Below are 16,284 nucleotides of genomic sequence, written 5' to 3'. Positions count from 1 at the left end.
AATTTATCTGTTTTTGTAACAGTTCCTTACAAATGTCACATTAATGTTTCTGTCAGCTTTGGTATGATAGGGCCAGTGAAAATTTTATAGGTGTAAGTTATGCGCACAAGTTTATTAAAATGGATATTACCGTTTGTTGCATTAATCGTTGGTGTTGCTGGTTTTAAAGCAATCAACGCGATTGCTCAAGAGCCTAAAGACAAGGATGTAGTTGATGTGCGTCCTTTAGTACAGGTTGAGCCAGTAGCAAGTGATGATCATCAAGTGATTATTAATAGTTACGGCGAAGTGAAACCGCTTGAAAGTACCTTACTTGCCTCGCAAGTGGCTGGTGAAGTTACAAGCTGGCATCCAAATTTTGTTGCTGGTGGCATCGTAGCGCGTGGTGAAGTGTTATTTACCATCGAAAAAGATAACTACGAAGCAGCTGTACTACAAGCTGAAGCGTCACTTGCTAGTGCTCAAGCGGCACTGATCGAAGAGCAAGCACAAGCTAAAGTGGCAGAGGATGAAGCAAGACGTTACCCAGAACGTGAGCGCACAGACTTATTCCTACGTAAACCTCAAGTTTTAAGCGCGCAAGCTGCTGTTAAATCAGCGCAAGCTGCATTAAAACGTGCCGAACGTGACCTTGCTCGCTGTGAGGTAAAAGCACCTTACGATGCGCTGGTGATCAGCCGTGAAATTGGTGTCGGCCAATACATTAATGTAGGCAGCCAAGTTGCTGAAATTAATAATATTGAAAGTGCGGAAATCATTGTACCAATTGCTGGTTTCGATAGTGTATTTTTGCCAAAACGCTTAAAAGGCGTAAAGGCGACCATTATCAATAAAGGCTTAAACAGCTTTACTCGTGAAGCCGAAATTGACCGTGACCTAGGCGTTGTTGATAACGCGACGCGTATGAGCAATTTAGTTGTTCGTGTTGATGACCCATACGGCTTAAAGCATGACGTACAACCTATTAAATTTGGTGCTTACGTACAAGTGAGCTTTGCCGGTGCAACACTACAAAATATCTACCGTTTACCGCAGTCTTTAGTGAATAACCAAACGGTGTGGATTGTGAACGACGAGAATAAACTTGAACCACGCAAAGTAACGGTAGTACGCGAAGAAGGTGAGTATTTCTACATTAGTGATGGCCTTGAAGTGAATGACCAGTTGGTTCTTACGCTACCTGAGTACCCACAAGAGGGTATGGAAGTGAAGGTTGCAGGTATGAAAGAAATGACAAGCGATGCAGAAACTGCAGCGGTTGAAAAGCTTTAAGGTAGCACTATGACTGATACAAACACAGAAAAACAGTCTGGCCTTATAGCTTATTTTGCCAATAACTCGGTCGCTGCAAACTTAATGATGGTGTTTATCATCATCATGGGGATCATTAGTTATTTCACTATTCAGCGCCAGATGTTCCCAAATGTTGAAATTAACTATATTGAAGTGCAGGCCAATTATCCGGGGGCCTCACCACAGGAAATTGAAGAAAGTATTCTGATCAAGATTGAAGAGTCACTAAAAGATGTAACCGAGATTAAACGTGGTGTATATCGCTCATTTCGAAATAGTGGCCGTGCAAGTTTAGAGATCAACACTGATGCAGAACTTACTGATGTACTCGATAAAGTGAAGCTAAGAGTAGACAGTATTGCGACTTTCCCTGCGGGAATGGAGCCTGTGACGATTAGTCAGGTTGAATTTCGCCAAGATGTAATCGGTATGACGCTGGTAGGTGATATTCCACTTACTGAGTTAAAGCCAGTTGCAAATAAAATTGAAGATGAATTACTGCAATTATCCAATGTGTCACTGGTGCAAAACGATGTACCACTTGATGAAATTGCAATTGAAATTGACCCAGATTCACTACGTCAATACAACCTTACTTTAAGTGAGGTGGCCAGTGCAGTACGTCGTTACTCTGCGAATATCTCGGCAGGTCAACTACGTACTGACGCAGGTATTATCTCGGTACGTGTTGAAAATCAATACTACAGCGGTGATGAGTTCCGCCAGATCCCAGTAAAAATTGGTTCCAATGGCGCGAAAGTACTGCTAAACGACATCGCTGTGATTAAAGACCAATTCACAGAAGGTGAGCGCTACTTTAAATTTAATGGTGAAAATGCCGTTTATTTATCAGTAAAAGCAACCAAAGAACAAAACATGATCCCGGTTGCTGATTCAGTTAAAGCGTTTATTGAGCAAAAGAATAAAGAGCTACCGGCGGGCTTGCGTCTTGAGCCATTAATGGACATGACTTACTACCTAAATGCCCGTTTAGACATGATGAAAAGCAATTTATTCCAAGGGGCTATCTTGGTTGCCATTATGTTGTCTATCTTCTTGCGCTTTAAGTTGGCACTTTGGGTAATGATTGGTTTACCTGTGTGTTTCTTAGGTGCAATGATGATGATGCCATTATTTGGTATCAGTATTAATATCGTGTCGTTATTTGCCTTTATTATGGTGCTGGGGATCGTGGTCGATGATGCCATAGTCATAGGGGAAAGTGCCTACACCGAAATTGAGAAAAAAGGCGGTGGTGTTGTAAATGTGGTAAATGGCGCAAAACGCGTTGCTACCCCAGCAACATTTGGTGTTTTAACAACGATTGCTGTCTTTGCACCATTTACACTATCAAGTGGTCCAGAAAGCGCATTTTTCTTCGGTATCGCCGTGGTGGTAATTCTGTGTCTGATATTTAGTTTGATTGAATCGAAACTTATTTTACCGGCACACATTGCCCACACTAAGTTCCCGCCAATTAACCCAAATAGCTGGCGAGCGCGTTTTAACAAACGTTTCTTTAACTTTGTAAATGGCCCTTATAAGCGTTTTATTGAGCTGTGTGTGGAGTGGCGTTGGTTTGTGCTATTTGCGTTTATCGGTTTATTGATTTTGACGTTTGGCTTAATTTCTTCAAACCAAGTGCGTGTGGTACCAACACCAAAAGTACCTCATGACTTCCCGCAAATTCGTTTAGAAATGAATGAAAATGCCTCGGATATGCAAACGATTAATGCTATTCGTGAAATTGAAGCCATGGTTAACAAGGTAGACCAAGAGACCGAACGTGAATTTGGTCAAAAGCTAATTCGCGATATCTTAGTGTTCAACCAAGGTCGTACTGAAGCACAATTACTTGCTCCGCTGGTAGATGAAGAGCTTCGCCCGTATAACGCATTCGAATTATCTCGTCGTTGGCGTGAGCAAATGCCAAGTATCCCAGGTGTGAAATCGCTGCAAATTTACGATGATGTAAATGGCGGTGGTATGGATGGTGAGTTTGGTTACTTACTTTACGGCCCAGATATCGATACCTTAAATGATGCAGGTCGTCGTTTCATCCAACTATTACAACAGCAAAAAGGCTTGTTTGATATTAGTTCGACCATCGATCCGGCGAGCAAAGAAGTGCAATTAAGCTTAAAACCTGTGGCATATGATCTAGGTTTAGACCTTGCCAACATTGCTAACCAAGTAGGCGCAAGCTTCTACGGTGGTGAAGCTCAGCGTGTTATTCGTCGCGGTGAAGAAGTGCGAGTTATGGTTCGTTACCCGAAACTAACACGTGAAGCGTTTGCATCATTAAAGCACGCTGTTATCACAACGCCTGCAGGCCAAGAGGTGATGCTGGGTGATGTTGTTGAACTGAACGAAAAACCAGGTATTAGCTATATTCGCCGTGAAGGTGGCTATCGTACTGTTTATATCTACGGCAGTATCGATGAAGAAGCGATTGAACCGGGTGAAGTGGTTAAGCAAGTTGATGAGAACTTATTACCGCAGTTAAAAGAGGAATACCCATCAGTTAAAACTGAGCTAGGTGGTTCTATTGAAGAACAACAAGCGCAAGCTAACGAGCAAATCATGTTCTTTATTGGCGGTATGATCTTAGTTTATATCTTGCTTGCAGTGCCGCTTAAGAGCTATTCGCAGCCTCTTATTGTTATGTCGGTTATTCCATTTAGCTTAACCGGTGCAATTTGGGGTCACTTCTGGTTTGGGTTAGATATTAGCTTGATGTCGGGCTTTGGCTTGATTGCTGCAGCGGGTGTTGTAATTAATGACTCGTTAGTTATGACCGACTTTGTAAACCAAGCACGCCGCGAAGGTATTTCAACTCGCCAAGCGGTTATTGAAGCAGGTTGTGCGCGCTTTAGAGCAATCACCCTGACATCAATTACAACCTTTGCCGGTGTACTACCGATTATGTTCGAAACCAGCTTGCAAGCTAAGTTTGTAATTCCAATGGCAGTAGCACTTGGTTTTGCGGTTATGTTTGCAACTCTAATCACTTTAGTACTAGTACCTTGTTTGTATATTGTAATGAGTGATGTGGGTAATGGCTTCTTGAATGTATTCCGTGCAGGGCACCGAGTCGCGACCAGAAGAAAGCTAGCAAGGGATTAATAACCCATTCGCGAAAAGCCAACCAAGAGGTTGGCTTTTTTGTACCTAACGCATTTGCTAGTAACTATTTGCTATATAAGACGTTTGGTTACATTCTTTTGTTTGATTTGTGATTCGGTCACGATTATACTCAGTCTTGTTTTTGGCAAACTAACTGAAAGGTTAGGACGCAAAGTTTCCGGTCTAAGGTTTTAAACTATGATAGCGGGACCGCTGATAAGCACATAATCTAGTGCTTTGGTTCACTTGCCTCAAACTAAAAGTATTTATTTTGTTCGGTTGTTAGATAATGCCTATTAGTTGTTCTTAGGGTGATATTTTGTTTATGCATACGTCAATGGCCTCCGGGAAGTGGTTGCCGATTGGTTGCTTAAATCATCATACCCAACTGTTTGTTGGAGATAGGGTGATTGTAACCTTTTATGACATGCAAGGAGAGCTAGTCGATTTATCATTCGAATACCCGATCAGTAGTTCCGATCAGGGTGAGCCTCATAATTGGCCACGTTCTGTTGCCGAGCATATAAATGTGCATGTTCCGCTGGTAAAAGCGGGCAAAATGACTGAACAAGGTTTAGTGGTTGCGTACCGTTCAAACCAAATTTATGCCCTTGAAGGTTCGGGCATTACGCATGTAAAAGTGGCGTTTAATTGCATCGCAAAATGTAAAGAGCGAGTGCAAGATAGTCTGCAAGATTATGACTATATATACCCACAAGCATGCAGCGATTACAGTGCAGGTGTTAAAGTACTGCAGCCAAAAACGGGCCATATTTATATGTGCAAACCGTGGCCATTTAGCGAGTTTTGTCGTGTTAAAGATTCACACAACCCGCTGTTTGAGCCAGGTGTAGGAAAAAGCTGGGCTATGGCTTGGCAGCAAGTATCGCATTAACAGTTTCCCCCTAAATGCTATTTTAGCATTGCTTAGCCCACTCAATTTGAGTGGGCTTTTTTAATACCAACCCGCAATAATACTTAATCATTTTGAGGGATTAAACCTGTCGCTAACTGCGTTAAAAATTTCTCATTTAGAACAACTAAATAACGAAATTTTTGCATTGTTATCAACGAGGTTTCATTGCCTCAAAATAGACTACTTAATTAAGCAGATTGGTATAATTCTGTGATAAACTGCCAGCAATTCGTTTTTTTATTTTGGTTTTTCTTGTGTCGTCAAATTCGTATTCTTTGTCTTTATTAGCGCATCCTCCTGTTGCAAAAAAACACCCTCAGCAATTAACTACACATCAACTGACGCGCACCGATAATTATTATTGGATGCGTGATGATGAGCGTGAAAATGAAGATGTATTAGCGCATTTAAATGCCGAAAACGATTATTGCGATAAGCAACTAGCCGATATAAAACCACTGCGCGAACAACTATTTAATGAGCTAAAAGACCGTATTGTTAAAGACGACAACACGGTACCAGTAAAAGATGGCCAGTATTGGTATCACTCAGAAGTACGTGGCGACGATGAATATGCACGCCATTATCGCAGCAGCTCAATAAAAGCGCGCGATAAGACCTTGTTGTTAGATGTAAATCAATTAGCCGACGATTACGAATTTTATGAATTAGGCGAAGTTGCAATTAGCCCTGACGAGCAGCTACTTGCTTACTCAGAAGACACCGAAGGTCGCCGTATATATACTGTGCGTTTTAAAAATATTGCCAGCGGTGAAATGTTTAGTGATGTGCTGGAAAACACCGAAGGCCAAGTGGTGTGGGCTAATGATAACAAAACGGTGTTTTATGTGAAAAAAGACCTGCAAACCTTATTGGGTTTTCAGGTTTACCGCCATGTTTTAGGCACCCCGCAAGCTGATGACGTACTTGTTTATGAAGAGCAAGATAAAAGCTTCTTTATGGGGCTTGGCAAAAGCCGCGATGAAAGCCTTATCATTATTGACCTTGCGACCACAGAAACAAACGATACTTGGGTGCTTGATGCGAATAACCCAGAGGGTGAATTTAGCGCCTTAATGCCACGCGAAGAAGGCCATGAATTCGATGTCGATAAGCTAGGTGATACCTTTTACATTGTGACCAACTGGCAAGCGAAAAACTTTCGCTTAATGACCGCGACGCAAAGCACCATTGCCGATAAAAATCGTTGGCAGGAGCATACACCGCATCGCGAGAACGTATTGTTAGAAGGGGTCGAAATTTTCAATGACTACCTTATCCTCACTGAACGAGAGCTTGGCCAAACACGTTTTGTGGTGGTGGATCAGCAAGCAGAGCGTCTTACTTTAGAGTTTGATGACCCTTGTTATTATGCTGCAATTGCAATGAATCCAGAGCCGAATGTGAGCTCTGCGCGTATTTACTATTCAAGCTTAACGACGCCAGGTTCTTTGTATGATGTTGATTTAAAAACAGGTAACAAAACCTTATTAAAACAACAGCAAGTGCTCGGGGATTTTAATCCAGAGCATTATCGCTCAGAACGCTTAATGGTTACCGCAAGAGATGGTGAGCAAGTGCCGGTTTCTTTGGTTTATCGTATCGACCAATTTAATAAAGACGGTACTAACCCAGTACTGCAATACGGCTATGGCGCGTACGGTATTACCATCGATCCTAGCTTTTCAAGCAGCTCACTAAGCTTGCTTGACCGCGGCTTTGTTTATGCGATTGCACATATTCGTGGCGGCGAAATGCTAGGTCGTCATTGGTATGAGCAAGGTAAAAAGCAAAATAAGCAAAATAGCTTTAGCGATTTTATTGATGTTACTCATGCGCTTACTGAGCAAGGCTATGCACACCCAGAAAAAGTATTTGCGTCTGGTGGCAGTGCTGGTGGTTTATTAATGGGCGCTGTGGTTAACCAAGCACCTGAGCTTTATTTAGGTATCGGTTGTCATGTGCCATTTTTAGATGTGCTAACCACTATGCTTGATGAGAGTATTCCACTGACGACCAATGAATACGACGAGTGGGGTAACCCAAATAATCCTGCGTTTTATGATGTGATTAAGGCTTACTCGCCGTACGATAATATTAAGTCGCAGGCTTACCCTAATATTCTCGTTACAACCGGATTCCATGACTCTCAAGTGCAATACTGGGAGCCAATGAAGTGGGTTGCTAAGCTGCGTGAACTTAAAACCGATGACAACATTTTGGTATTTAAAACCGACATGGATGCAGGTCATGGCGGCGCATCGGGTCGCTTTAAAAGCCTTGAGGAAAAGGCATTAGAAATGGCGTTTTTTATTGCTTTATTACCGAATTAAGGCTTAGATAAATAAGTAAATAAATTTTATAAGCGTAAACTTAAGTTGTATTTCAAAGGGGTGAGCATGTTTAAAGCCCATGGTGATTGGCGTTATTTTGTTGAGCCGCCAGTGATTTATGTGGAAGTTAGTGGCAGCTTTAATAAAGAAGCCGTTGCTTCATTTAGTATTGAAGTCGGTCAAGAAATCATGAAGTACCCTGAAAATTCAATTCAGTATGCTGTGGTTAATTTGGAACAATTTGAATTAGCAACTGCAGATAGTATTGAGATTGCAAAGGCTTACTTTCAGGCTGTAAAAGCGCGGGGTTACAAACGCGTTGATTATATTAAAGCTAATATCATTGCTCGCAATTTATTAGAGACAGTTTGGTCTGGCGTAGAAATGGATATTAACTTTCACCCAGATGCTGAAAGCTTTTTTCAAGCAAGACCCGAGTACGATAATTTAAGAAAGTGGTTAAAGTAATGCTTTCTAAATATAAAAAAGCCCTCATTTGAGGGCTTTTTCGTGTCAATTCTAAATATTAACCAAGGTAGGCTTTTAACATCCAAACAAGTTTCTCTTGTTCTTTAATGTAGTCGCCCATTAGCGATGCTGTACCTTCGTCATCTGCATCACCTGCTTGTGCAAGGATTTCACGCTGCATTTGAATAAGTGTGCTGTAACCTGCTAAAAGGTTTTCTACTGCAGCAGTACCTTCAGTAATATTTTTAGCTTCACTGATCTTGCTATCTTCGATGTACTCAGAGAATGCATGTACCGGTGTACCGCCTAACGTTAAAATACGCTCTGCAATCTCGTCTACTTTCTCAAGTAGTAAGTTATAAATTTCTTCAAACTTAAGGTGTAATTCAAAAAAGTTACGACCTTTAATATTCCAATGAAAGCCGCGTGCGTTCATGTATTGGATTTGGTAGCAGCTTAGTAAAGAGTTTAGTGAATTTACGATATCTTCACTTTTTGCGCTGTTTAAACCAATTGCATTTACCTGTGACATAGATTGCTCCTTAAAAAAACCGTTAAGTGTTTACTTGCTAGTGCTTGGTGTTAAGTATTAGCCATCTTGGCTAATCTGTAAAATGGTTTAATTCGAACACAGTGATAGGTTTTAGCTATCAAAGGTTGGTTTTGTCCATTTGTGCACTATCAACATAACTTTGAATTACTTTTATATAGACTTGGGGCAACTGAGCAAAAAATCTACCTTATTTTGCAAATATTCAAAAATTAGGCAGAAAGTATGATCTAAAACAAGGTTTGTACTCGCTGATAAATACGCCGATTTAGAACTTGATTTAGGTCAAAAAAACAACGAACCATAAGCGCATAATGACTTTACCGCATTTAACCAGGAGAAGAAAAATGGACGGTAAAACAGTTAAAGAAAGCAAAGCTGAAATAGTTGTTGTAGTGATTGCATTACTTGCATTTGTTATCGGTTTGGTAGGTCATCTAGCTGGTGCTAGCTTCGCAAACTTTGATACCTTTGGCTATATTGCTGCACCTGTACCATTGATCTTAGGGATCATTGTTTTAATCTCATATAAAGTGGCTGCAAGTGCTGAAGATTAAAGTATCACTCACTTTGATTTATAAGCTTAATAATGTAATCCATCACTTGGCGTGAGTAGATCATACTGGTGTGACTCAAATGAAACACCTTATGTTCTGCCATGCCATTGAGTTTGGTTTCATCTATCAAAACTGTACCATCAGAGACACTGCCTTTAGCAATCAGTGGCATTAGCCCTATTGGTAAGTCACCAGCAATACTATAAAGCTTGGCATTAAACGGCCAATCGCCATTCTCAGATAATAAAAACTCCACGCTATTTTTTAACAGCATTTCAAAGCCCTTTTGCTGCATTTGCTTAGCAATATGACTGCCTTTATGCGGGGTGCCTAAGGTGATCACCTTTTCGACATGGCGACTTTGAAGAGAATTGGCCTCTAAGTAAGCGCGAGCAACTAAGCCACCCATCGAATGGCAAACTAAGGCGGTAGGTTTACCACCGATAAAGCGATCAATCTTATCGAAAATTGCCGCTCTATCGGGAGAGAGCGTGTTATAGGTCAAATTGAGTATTTTTAGACCTGACTTTTCAAGACGCGCGCACAGTGGGCGCATCACAAAGCCTGACATATAAAGTCCGTGTAATACTACAACTTGCCTAATTGCCATCGCATTCCTTACATTAACTGTTGTGGTTTAATTTCGATATTTGCTGTATCTGAGCTAACCCATACTTCACCATCTTGAATGGTAATAGTGAGCTTAATATTGCGATCAGCTAAGTCGGCTAATGCCTGAGTCGCGGCATAATCGAGACTAAAAATACTTAAGTTTTTAAAATCATACAACTTAGGTTGATGTTTTTGCCACCAAATCGCTTGGTTATTTTCTCCGTAGGTATATAAAACAACTTGCTTCGACTTATTGCAGGCTTTTTTCAGGCGTTTTTCGTCTGGTAGCCCAAGCTCAACCCATAATTCAATTTCTTCGCTATAGTTAATGTGCCAAAGCTCAGGCTCATCATCGGCGCATAAGCCTTTAGTAAACTCTAAGCCTTCACGGGCATTTAGCGCAAAAGCCAACAAGCGGATCATCAAGCGTTGTTCGGTTTCTGATGGGTGTTGTGCCAGTGTTAAATTGAAATCTTGATAAATGTGGCGGTCCATATCGCTTAACGATAATTGCGCTTTAATAATGGTTGATTTAAGAGCCATAATTGCTTACTTGAAAAAATTTGCGTCATTATAGCGCAATTAATCTTACCGACGCTTAAATATCTCCAGCGAAACTTTTGATTAATCCTTATCTATTATCAAAAGCAGTATTCATAAACCTAAATTACGCCGGTGACATTTTAGTCACATTTACTTTGCTAACGTCTAAAGTTGATTAATTCGAATTCAATAATTAGGGCTATTTGGGAGGATGAAAGTATGTGCAAGTTATTGAAATCAAGATCATGGTTGGTGCCAAGAGGGACGCAATTATGAAAGAACAATTTAGACAGATACTCTGGTCATTTGCATGGCTATTGTTGAGTAGTTTGGCATTTTACTCTTACGCAGTAGAAGAGCCAGGGGCAATAACGGTTATTGTTAAAAATCAGACTACAGATCGACCACTTCCAAACGCACAAGTCATACTTAAGGAACGAGAAACCTCTGCAATACAAACCTTACAAACTGATCTACAAGGGCGTATTGCTGTTGAGCAACTCGACCCGGGCCTTTACTCAATAAAGATTACAAAAAGTGGCTTTGCGGCTTTATACGAACCAAGTATTCGCGTTGTAACTCGTAAAAATACGAAGGTTGAATTTGACCTTAGAGAACAAGCCATAGAAGTAGTTGAAGTAAGAGCCCAACAAGCTGATACATTTACTTCAGGCTCTAGCACCTATCTCGACAGAGAATCTCTGCGAAGTGCCGTGGGAGGAGGTGCAGATCCACTACTTTCTCTAGATGGATTGCCAGGTGTCGCATCTGACAGTGAATTTGCAAGTTTCAGTGTGCGTGGTCGAGGCCCAAGAGATAATTTACTCTTTGTTGATGATTTTCCTTTTGATAAAGCTATTCACTTTGATGCGACGTTAGGTGAAGAGGAAGATGTAGGCGGCGGTGGTCGCTTTTCTATATTTGCCCCAAATGTGATAAATGGAGCAGAATTTTCACCTGGCGGGTGGCAAGCAGCTTATGGTGGTCGTGCAGGGTCTTTACTGAAGCTAGAAGTGGCCGATGGTAACCCTAGTCCATCAGCAAGTTTTCGCTACGACCTTGCTGGTTATGAAGTAGGTTATGACGGCCCTATAAATATCACTGATGAAGCAACTATGCTTTTTTCTGCAAGGCGGTTAGATTTTGGTGCCTTGTTTGAAACTATCGAAGAGCTAGATATTGGTGAACCTGTTTTAAGGGATATTATTTTTAAATCAGTGATACCCATTAATCAAAATAACACTTTTGAAGTGTTACTCATGGATACGCATGAGAAATATACTCGTGGCGTTGAGCATGTTTCTGAATCACCTAATTTTGAAGATACTGCATTGCAAAATGCTGAGCAAGATAGTGACTTGTATGGTTTAACATTGACCACGTTACTTGGTGAAACCGCTGTTTTGACTAATAAAGTTTACTACCGAAAAAGTGATAAATTGAGCTCTGAAGGTGAGGCTTATCCAGATTTTGTGCCCGAGGGAACGCCAGCTTCTGAATACCCTATTCGAGAAGACATTATCACTATATCTGAAGGTGAAACAGAAATTGGTTGGAGAAGTGATTTCGAGGTAGAAAATCAATTAGGGATGTTGAGCGTCGGTGCCCGAATTACGCAAATTGAACTAGATTACAGCACCTTTTTAGATGGTGAATGGAGTCGGTATGTTTATGATAGTGACGATTATAGACCAGACCCACAGCAAAAGTTTATTGTACTAACCCCTGAAAGCCTTAATTCAGTCACGTCTTTGAAAGAATTAAACTATGCAGGCTATATAGAACAAATTTTTGAAATGGGTGATTGGGATTTTGGTACAGGTTTACGATTTGAACGAGATGGGTTTGCTGATGAAAGTTTTATATCACCTCGATTCAGCATTAACTGGATGCCAAGTCAAAAGGTAAGGTATTTTGCAACGGCGGGGTTATTTCATCAGTCACCGCGATATTTAGAACTTGCAGCTAACGAGACTAATAATCTTAAAACTGAAAAAATTACCCATACGAGTGTTGGTTTTAAATATTTCCCTAATGCCAACTGGTCATTACTAACGGAAGTTTATTATCAGCAACTTAGCGACTTAGTGGTTGACCTAGACCGTACCAGTGGAACTTATGCAAATGATGGTGATGGTACTTCATATGGTGCTGATTTTGTGCTTAATGCTACTATTTTCGAAGGTCTTTACGCCAGTGCAACCTATTCTTACAATGATGCGGTCGTAGACCGAAAGGATGGTTTTGGCGACGTAGCTGCTGAATTTAGTCGTGAACATGTTGCCACGTTAGGGCTGACATGGGAAATAAGTGACCGTTGGAAACTTGCTGGACGATATAAATACCTTTCTGGCAGACCAGATGACATATTTATTGTACATGAAGATGTTTTGGGGCCAGGACAGCCTTTACGTTACTCTAAGGAAATTACAGAGCGTAATGTTGGCCGTAAAGAAGGATCAGGCTCATTGAATGTTCGTGTAGATTACCGACGTGCCTTTGGTCCTATTGATGTTACCGCCTTCCTTGATGTTATAAATGTCACGGCAGCTTCATCAGCTGATGACACTGAGTTTGATTACCGCCGAGGAATTGAAGTCGTTGACGATAGCGAAGCTGAACCGCTGATCGGATTGCGATTAGATTACGCTTGGTAAGGAAGAAAAATGCTAGATGCTTTGAATACTGAGCCGATCAGAGCTTTGATTGTTGAAGATAATCGTGACATTAGTGCGAATATTGCTGCGTATCTAGAAAGGCACTGTTATCTCTTGGACTTTGCTTATGACGGTATAAGTGCAATGCAACTAGCGATGAACAACAAGTTTGATGTCATTGTTTTAGACCTAATGCTTCCAGGGATGGATGGCTTACACTTTTGTCAAAAGTTGCGAGCTGAAGCTGACGTTGAAACACCTGTACTTATGCTCACTGCGAGAGACACGCTTGATGATAAACTGAGAGGGTTTGCAGTCGGAGCCGACGATTATTTGGTTAAGCCATTCGCATTGCAAGAGTTACATGTGCGCCTGCAAGCTCTTTATAAGCGGAGTCACGGTAATACCAACAAGATATTGACTGTGTCTGATCTAACGATGAATAAGTCCACCTTGCAAGTACATCGTGCAGGCCAGCTTATTGAGCTTAATCCTGCAAGTATGAAGTTATTGCAGCGGTTAATGGAGGTATCTCCTTCTGTTGTTACACGCGATAGTCTCGAAACTTTATTATGGGCAGATGAGCCTCCCGATGGTGATGCGCTTCGTTCGCACATGTACAAGTTAAGACAGGCAATTGATAAACCATTTGATACACCATTGATTCATACAGTGCACCGTATCGGCTATCGAATTGCAAAGGACGTGCAATAATGTATCGGCATAGTTTGCACAAACGTGTCGCTATCGCGTTTGCAATGTGTGTGGCTGTGCTCAGTATTGCATGGGGGTTTGCTTTCTTTGCTGCAATAAGATTGAGTGAAGATCGCGTGCTAACCCAGCAATTGCAAGTTGCATCAGATAACTACCCTGCTATTACTACAAATCTTAAGGCGTACGATAAAGTAGATAACTTACCTCAATCACTTCAAGCGTGGGCGCAAACAAATCCAGCAGTAGGCTTGTATGAATTTGATAGCGAAGAATTACATGTTGCCGTAATTGATACAGGCAATGAGCAGTCACCTGGGTTTGTAGTGTTTGATGTCGCGCAGATTGAGGCTTCTTCGTCAGAGGATTGGTGGTTATTACTTATTATTAGCAGCCTTGTAGGAACATTGGGGTTATTAGGCTTTGGGCTTGGAATTGTTGTGATGCGTCGAGCTTTGGCTCCCGTAACTCAACTTGCTAAAGCTGTGGCCGACATTAATCCTGAGCAATTATCAAACGAAGATTACAAGCGTATACATGCTAACCGATATACAAATGATGAAGTTGGCATGCTCGCAAGTACAATAGAGCAGGCTTTTGAGCGAGTGAGTGCATTCATCGCAAGAGAACGCTATTTTACAGACTCAGCAAGCCATGAATTGCGCACACCAGTGACAGTCATTACCGGTGCCCTAGAGCTTTTAGAACAAAGCCAATTGACTCCTGCCGATATGAAGGTGCTAGATCGTGTAAGGCGGGCAACACACGACATGAATACAATGATCGAAATGTTTTTGTGTCTTGCTCGTGAAACTGATGATGGCTTGTATGATGAGCAGTTTTTAGTAATGCCACTGGTAAGAAAAGCAGTAGAGCAGCAACGCTATTTGTTAAACGGTAAGCTCGTTGGTGTTGAACTTGATGAGCTCGCCAATCCCATAATTTATGGGCATGCACAGGCATTTTCTATTGCGATTAATAACCTGGTGCGAAACGCGTTTGAGCATACCCTTGCAGGACAGGAGCCGATTGCAATTTTGATTAAAGAGCATGAATTATTAATCACTAATCAGTTCAGTGACGGTGATGCCCAACATACGGCGACTGAAACAGCCTCTCATGGCTACGGCTTAGGTTTAGGTATTGTGCAACGCTTATGTGAGCGCAATGGTTGGTCATTCTCACTGCATGCAGATACAGCGCATGTAGTCGCTCGTCTTTCGTGGTGATGGAAGGCATGATTTTATTTTTAAACAATCCTGCTTGATGTAGTAAACTATACCTATCAGCAAAATCCCCATGGCGTTAGCCTTTAAAATAAAGAGCTTAATAATCTAATGAGTAGAACAGGAATACAGTGGTTCCCGGGTCACATGAACAAAGCCCGAAACGAAATTAAAGAAATCATGCCACAGATGGATGTGATCATTGAGGTACTTGATGCCCGTATTCCTTATAGTAGTGAAAACCCAATGGTTACTGCGCTGCGTGGCGACAAGCCGGTGATCAAAATCATGAACAAGGCGGACTTGGCTGATCCTAAGTTAACGCAAGCTTGGAAAGACTACTTTGAGCAGCAAAGTGGCGTAAAAGCGATTGATTTTGGTAATGATAAAGCGGGTGAAGTACATCGTATTAATGAGCTTTGTAAAAAATTAGTGCCGCATAAAGTAGGCGCTGATAAACAAATTAAAGCCATGATCATGGGTATTCCTAACGTTGGTAAATCAACTCTTATTAATACCTTAGCTGGCCGTATCGTGGCAAAAACAGGTAATGAACCTGCGGTAACCAAAGCGCAGCAACGTATTAAGCTTGACGATGGCATTATGCTTTACGACACACCGGGTATGTTATGGCCTAAAGTAGAGAACGAAAACTCAGGTTATCGTTTAGGGGCAACTGGCGCTATTCGTGATACCGCTATCGACTACGAAGAAGTGGCAAGTTACACCGCTGAATATTTATTGCAAGCATACCCAGAGCTTTTAAAAAGCCGCTATAAAATTGATGAGCTACCAGAGTCTGACTGGGAGTTTGTTGAAATGGCAGGTAAAAAGCGTGGTTGTATCCGTGGTGGTAATCAAATCGATACTTACAAAATGTCTGAAATTCTTATTAACGAATTACGCGATGGCATTATTGGTCGTATTACCATGGAAACACCAGCTATGCGTGAAGAAGAAGAGCAAATGGTTGCTGAGCTTCGCGCTGCTGCAGAGGCGAAAAAAGCCGCTAAAGAAGAAGAGAAAAAGCAACGCCGTGCACGTGCACGTAAGAACCGTCGATAAAGTTAATGCATTAATTTTTAGACATAAAAAAAGCCCTGCAAGGGCTTTTTTAGTTTCATATCTACCGTCACCGATATGAGCAATGTAGCAAGTAAAATAAGTAGGGTCGCTTATATGTCGCCAATATCAAGGGGCGTTGCCATTAGTAACATATAAGCTAAAGCTTTAACGTGGCGACACGCGTTTCTGGGGAGAAACAAATTCAATCTGAACAAGTCATCATACTT

At 41.4% G+C, this 16,284-nt stretch carries 13 protein-coding genes and 1 riboswitch; of the genes, 10 read left to right on the top strand and 3 right to left on the bottom strand.

The genetic code is table 11. From position 1 onward, the window contains the following. The first annotated feature begins 99 nt into the window (after positions 1–99). The 5 genes from J8Z28_RS17195 to J8Z28_RS17175 all read left to right on the top strand — a co-directional run bounded on the left by J8Z28_RS17195 (position 100) and on the right by J8Z28_RS17175 (position 8,136). Complete coding sequence (locus tag J8Z28_RS17195; RefSeq protein ID WP_054562957.1) at positions 100–1,272, top strand: efflux RND transporter periplasmic adaptor subunit; 1,173 nt, start codon at positions 100–102, stop codon at positions 1,270–1,272. A gap of 9 nt (positions 1,273–1,281) precedes the next feature. Beyond that, the gene (locus tag J8Z28_RS17190) at positions 1,282–4,419 is read left to right on the top strand and encodes an efflux RND transporter permease subunit (RefSeq protein ID WP_062566324.1); all 3,138 of its coding nucleotides are present in this window, start codon (positions 1,282–1,284) and stop codon (positions 4,417–4,419) included. Positions 4,420–4,553: 134 nt separating this feature from the next. Beyond that, a riboswitch (cyclic di-GMP riboswitch) is annotated at positions 4,554–4,637 on the top strand. A gap of 107 nt (positions 4,638–4,744) precedes the next feature. After that, positions 4,745–5,314, top strand: a complete 570-nt coding sequence (locus tag J8Z28_RS17185; RefSeq protein ID WP_062566323.1) for a hypothetical protein — start codon at positions 4,745–4,747, stop codon at positions 5,312–5,314. 275 nt (positions 5,315–5,589) lie between these two features. Next, entirely contained in the window at positions 5,590–7,668 is a 2,079-nt protein-coding gene (locus tag J8Z28_RS17180; protein WP_062566322.1) for a S9 family peptidase, read from the top strand. Positions 7,669–7,734: 66 nt separating this feature from the next. Next, entirely contained in the window at positions 7,735–8,136 is a 402-nt protein-coding gene (locus J8Z28_RS17175) for a hypothetical protein (protein ID WP_095209738.1), read from the top strand. Between the two features lie 58 nt (positions 8,137–8,194). Here J8Z28_RS17175 and J8Z28_RS17170 read toward each other — a convergent pair whose 3' ends face one another. Then, positions 8,195–8,668: a Dps family protein gene (locus tag J8Z28_RS17170; protein WP_054562953.1), complete on the bottom strand. Its 474-nt coding sequence runs from the start codon at positions 8,666–8,668 to the stop codon at positions 8,195–8,197. Between the two features lie 365 nt (positions 8,669–9,033). On the opposite strand from J8Z28_RS17170, the gene J8Z28_RS17165 reads away from it, so the two are divergent. Further along, the gene (locus J8Z28_RS17165) at positions 9,034–9,243 is read left to right on the top strand and encodes a hypothetical protein (protein ID WP_054562952.1); all 210 of its coding nucleotides are present in this window, start codon (positions 9,034–9,036) and stop codon (positions 9,241–9,243) included. A gap of 4 nt (positions 9,244–9,247) precedes the next feature. Here J8Z28_RS17165 and J8Z28_RS17160 read toward each other — a convergent pair whose 3' ends face one another. Both J8Z28_RS17160 and J8Z28_RS17155 read right to left on the bottom strand, forming a co-directional pair. Further along, positions 9,248–9,853, bottom strand: coding sequence for a PGAP1-like alpha/beta domain-containing protein (locus J8Z28_RS17160; RefSeq protein WP_062566321.1), 606 nt, complete (start codon positions 9,851–9,853; stop codon positions 9,248–9,250). Between the two features lie 8 nt (positions 9,854–9,861). Next, positions 9,862–10,398: a YaeQ family protein gene (locus J8Z28_RS17155; protein WP_054552313.1), complete on the bottom strand. Its 537-nt coding sequence runs from the start codon at positions 10,396–10,398 to the stop codon at positions 9,862–9,864. A gap of 272 nt (positions 10,399–10,670) precedes the next feature. On the opposite strand from J8Z28_RS17155, the gene J8Z28_RS17150 reads away from it, so the two are divergent. The 4 genes from J8Z28_RS17150 to ylqF all read left to right on the top strand — a co-directional run bounded on the left by J8Z28_RS17150 (position 10,671) and on the right by ylqF (position 16,057). Next, positions 10,671–13,055 carry a TonB-dependent receptor gene (locus tag J8Z28_RS17150; protein WP_062566392.1) on the top strand — a complete coding sequence of 795 codons (2,385 nt, stop codon included), beginning with the start codon at positions 10,671–10,673 and terminating at the stop codon, positions 13,053–13,055. A gap of 9 nt (positions 13,056–13,064) precedes the next feature. After that, the gene (locus tag J8Z28_RS17145) at positions 13,065–13,769 is read left to right on the top strand and encodes a response regulator transcription factor (protein WP_082710961.1); all 705 of its coding nucleotides are present in this window, start codon (positions 13,065–13,067) and stop codon (positions 13,767–13,769) included. Further along, the gene (locus tag J8Z28_RS17140; protein ID WP_244269407.1) at positions 13,769–14,995 is read left to right on the top strand and encodes a sensor histidine kinase; all 1,227 of its coding nucleotides are present in this window, start codon (positions 13,769–13,771) and stop codon (positions 14,993–14,995) included. The genes J8Z28_RS17145 and J8Z28_RS17140 overlap by 1 nt, the downstream gene beginning before the upstream one ends. 108 nt (positions 14,996–15,103) lie before the next feature. After that, positions 15,104–16,057 carry a ribosome biogenesis GTPase YlqF gene (ylqF, locus tag J8Z28_RS17135; protein WP_058586080.1) on the top strand — a complete coding sequence of 318 codons (954 nt, stop codon included), beginning with the start codon at positions 15,104–15,106 and terminating at the stop codon, positions 16,055–16,057. Positions 16,058–16,284: the final 227 nt, after the last annotated feature.

Source organism: Pseudoalteromonas sp. SCSIO 43088 (assembly GCF_023650795.1).
Taxonomy (GTDB): Bacteria; Pseudomonadota; Gammaproteobacteria; order Enterobacterales; family Alteromonadaceae; genus Pseudoalteromonas; species Pseudoalteromonas shioyasakiensis.
The sequence above is the reverse complement of the archived record's forward strand: the minus strand, read 5'-3'. Positions and strand labels throughout refer to the sequence as shown.

What these genes read in the sequence shown, in the direction of transcription:
- ylqF (WP_058586080.1), top strand. Translation starts at nt 15,104, where the DNA reads ATGAGTAGAACAGGAATACAGTGGTTCCCGGGTCACATGAACAAAGCC.
- J8Z28_RS17160 (WP_062566321.1), bottom strand. Translation starts at nt 9,853, where the DNA reads ATGGCAATTAGGCAAGTTGTAGTATTACACGGACTTTATATGTCAGGC.
- J8Z28_RS17175 (WP_095209738.1), top strand. Translation starts at nt 7,735, where the DNA reads ATGTTTAAAGCCCATGGTGATTGGCGTTATTTTGTTGAGCCGCCAGTG.
- J8Z28_RS17185 (WP_062566323.1), top strand. Translation starts at nt 4,745, where the DNA reads ATGCATACGTCAATGGCCTCCGGGAAGTGGTTGCCGATTGGTTGCTTA.
- J8Z28_RS17145 (WP_082710961.1), top strand. Translation starts at nt 13,065, where the DNA reads ATGCTAGATGCTTTGAATACTGAGCCGATCAGAGCTTTGATTGTTGAA.
- J8Z28_RS17195 (WP_054562957.1), top strand. Translation starts at nt 100, where the DNA reads ATGCGCACAAGTTTATTAAAATGGATATTACCGTTTGTTGCATTAATC.
- J8Z28_RS17155 (WP_054552313.1), bottom strand. Translation starts at nt 10,398, where the DNA reads ATGGCTCTTAAATCAACCATTATTAAAGCGCAATTATCGTTAAGCGAT.
- J8Z28_RS17150 (WP_062566392.1), top strand. Translation starts at nt 10,671, where the DNA reads ATGAAAGAACAATTTAGACAGATACTCTGGTCATTTGCATGGCTATTG.
- J8Z28_RS17170 (WP_054562953.1), bottom strand. Translation starts at nt 8,668, where the DNA reads ATGTCACAGGTAAATGCAATTGGTTTAAACAGCGCAAAAAGTGAAGAT.
- J8Z28_RS17140 (WP_244269407.1), top strand. Translation starts at nt 13,769, where the DNA reads ATGTATCGGCATAGTTTGCACAAACGTGTCGCTATCGCGTTTGCAATG.
- J8Z28_RS17165 (WP_054562952.1), top strand. Translation starts at nt 9,034, where the DNA reads ATGGACGGTAAAACAGTTAAAGAAAGCAAAGCTGAAATAGTTGTTGTA.
- J8Z28_RS17190 (WP_062566324.1), top strand. Translation starts at nt 1,282, where the DNA reads ATGACTGATACAAACACAGAAAAACAGTCTGGCCTTATAGCTTATTTT.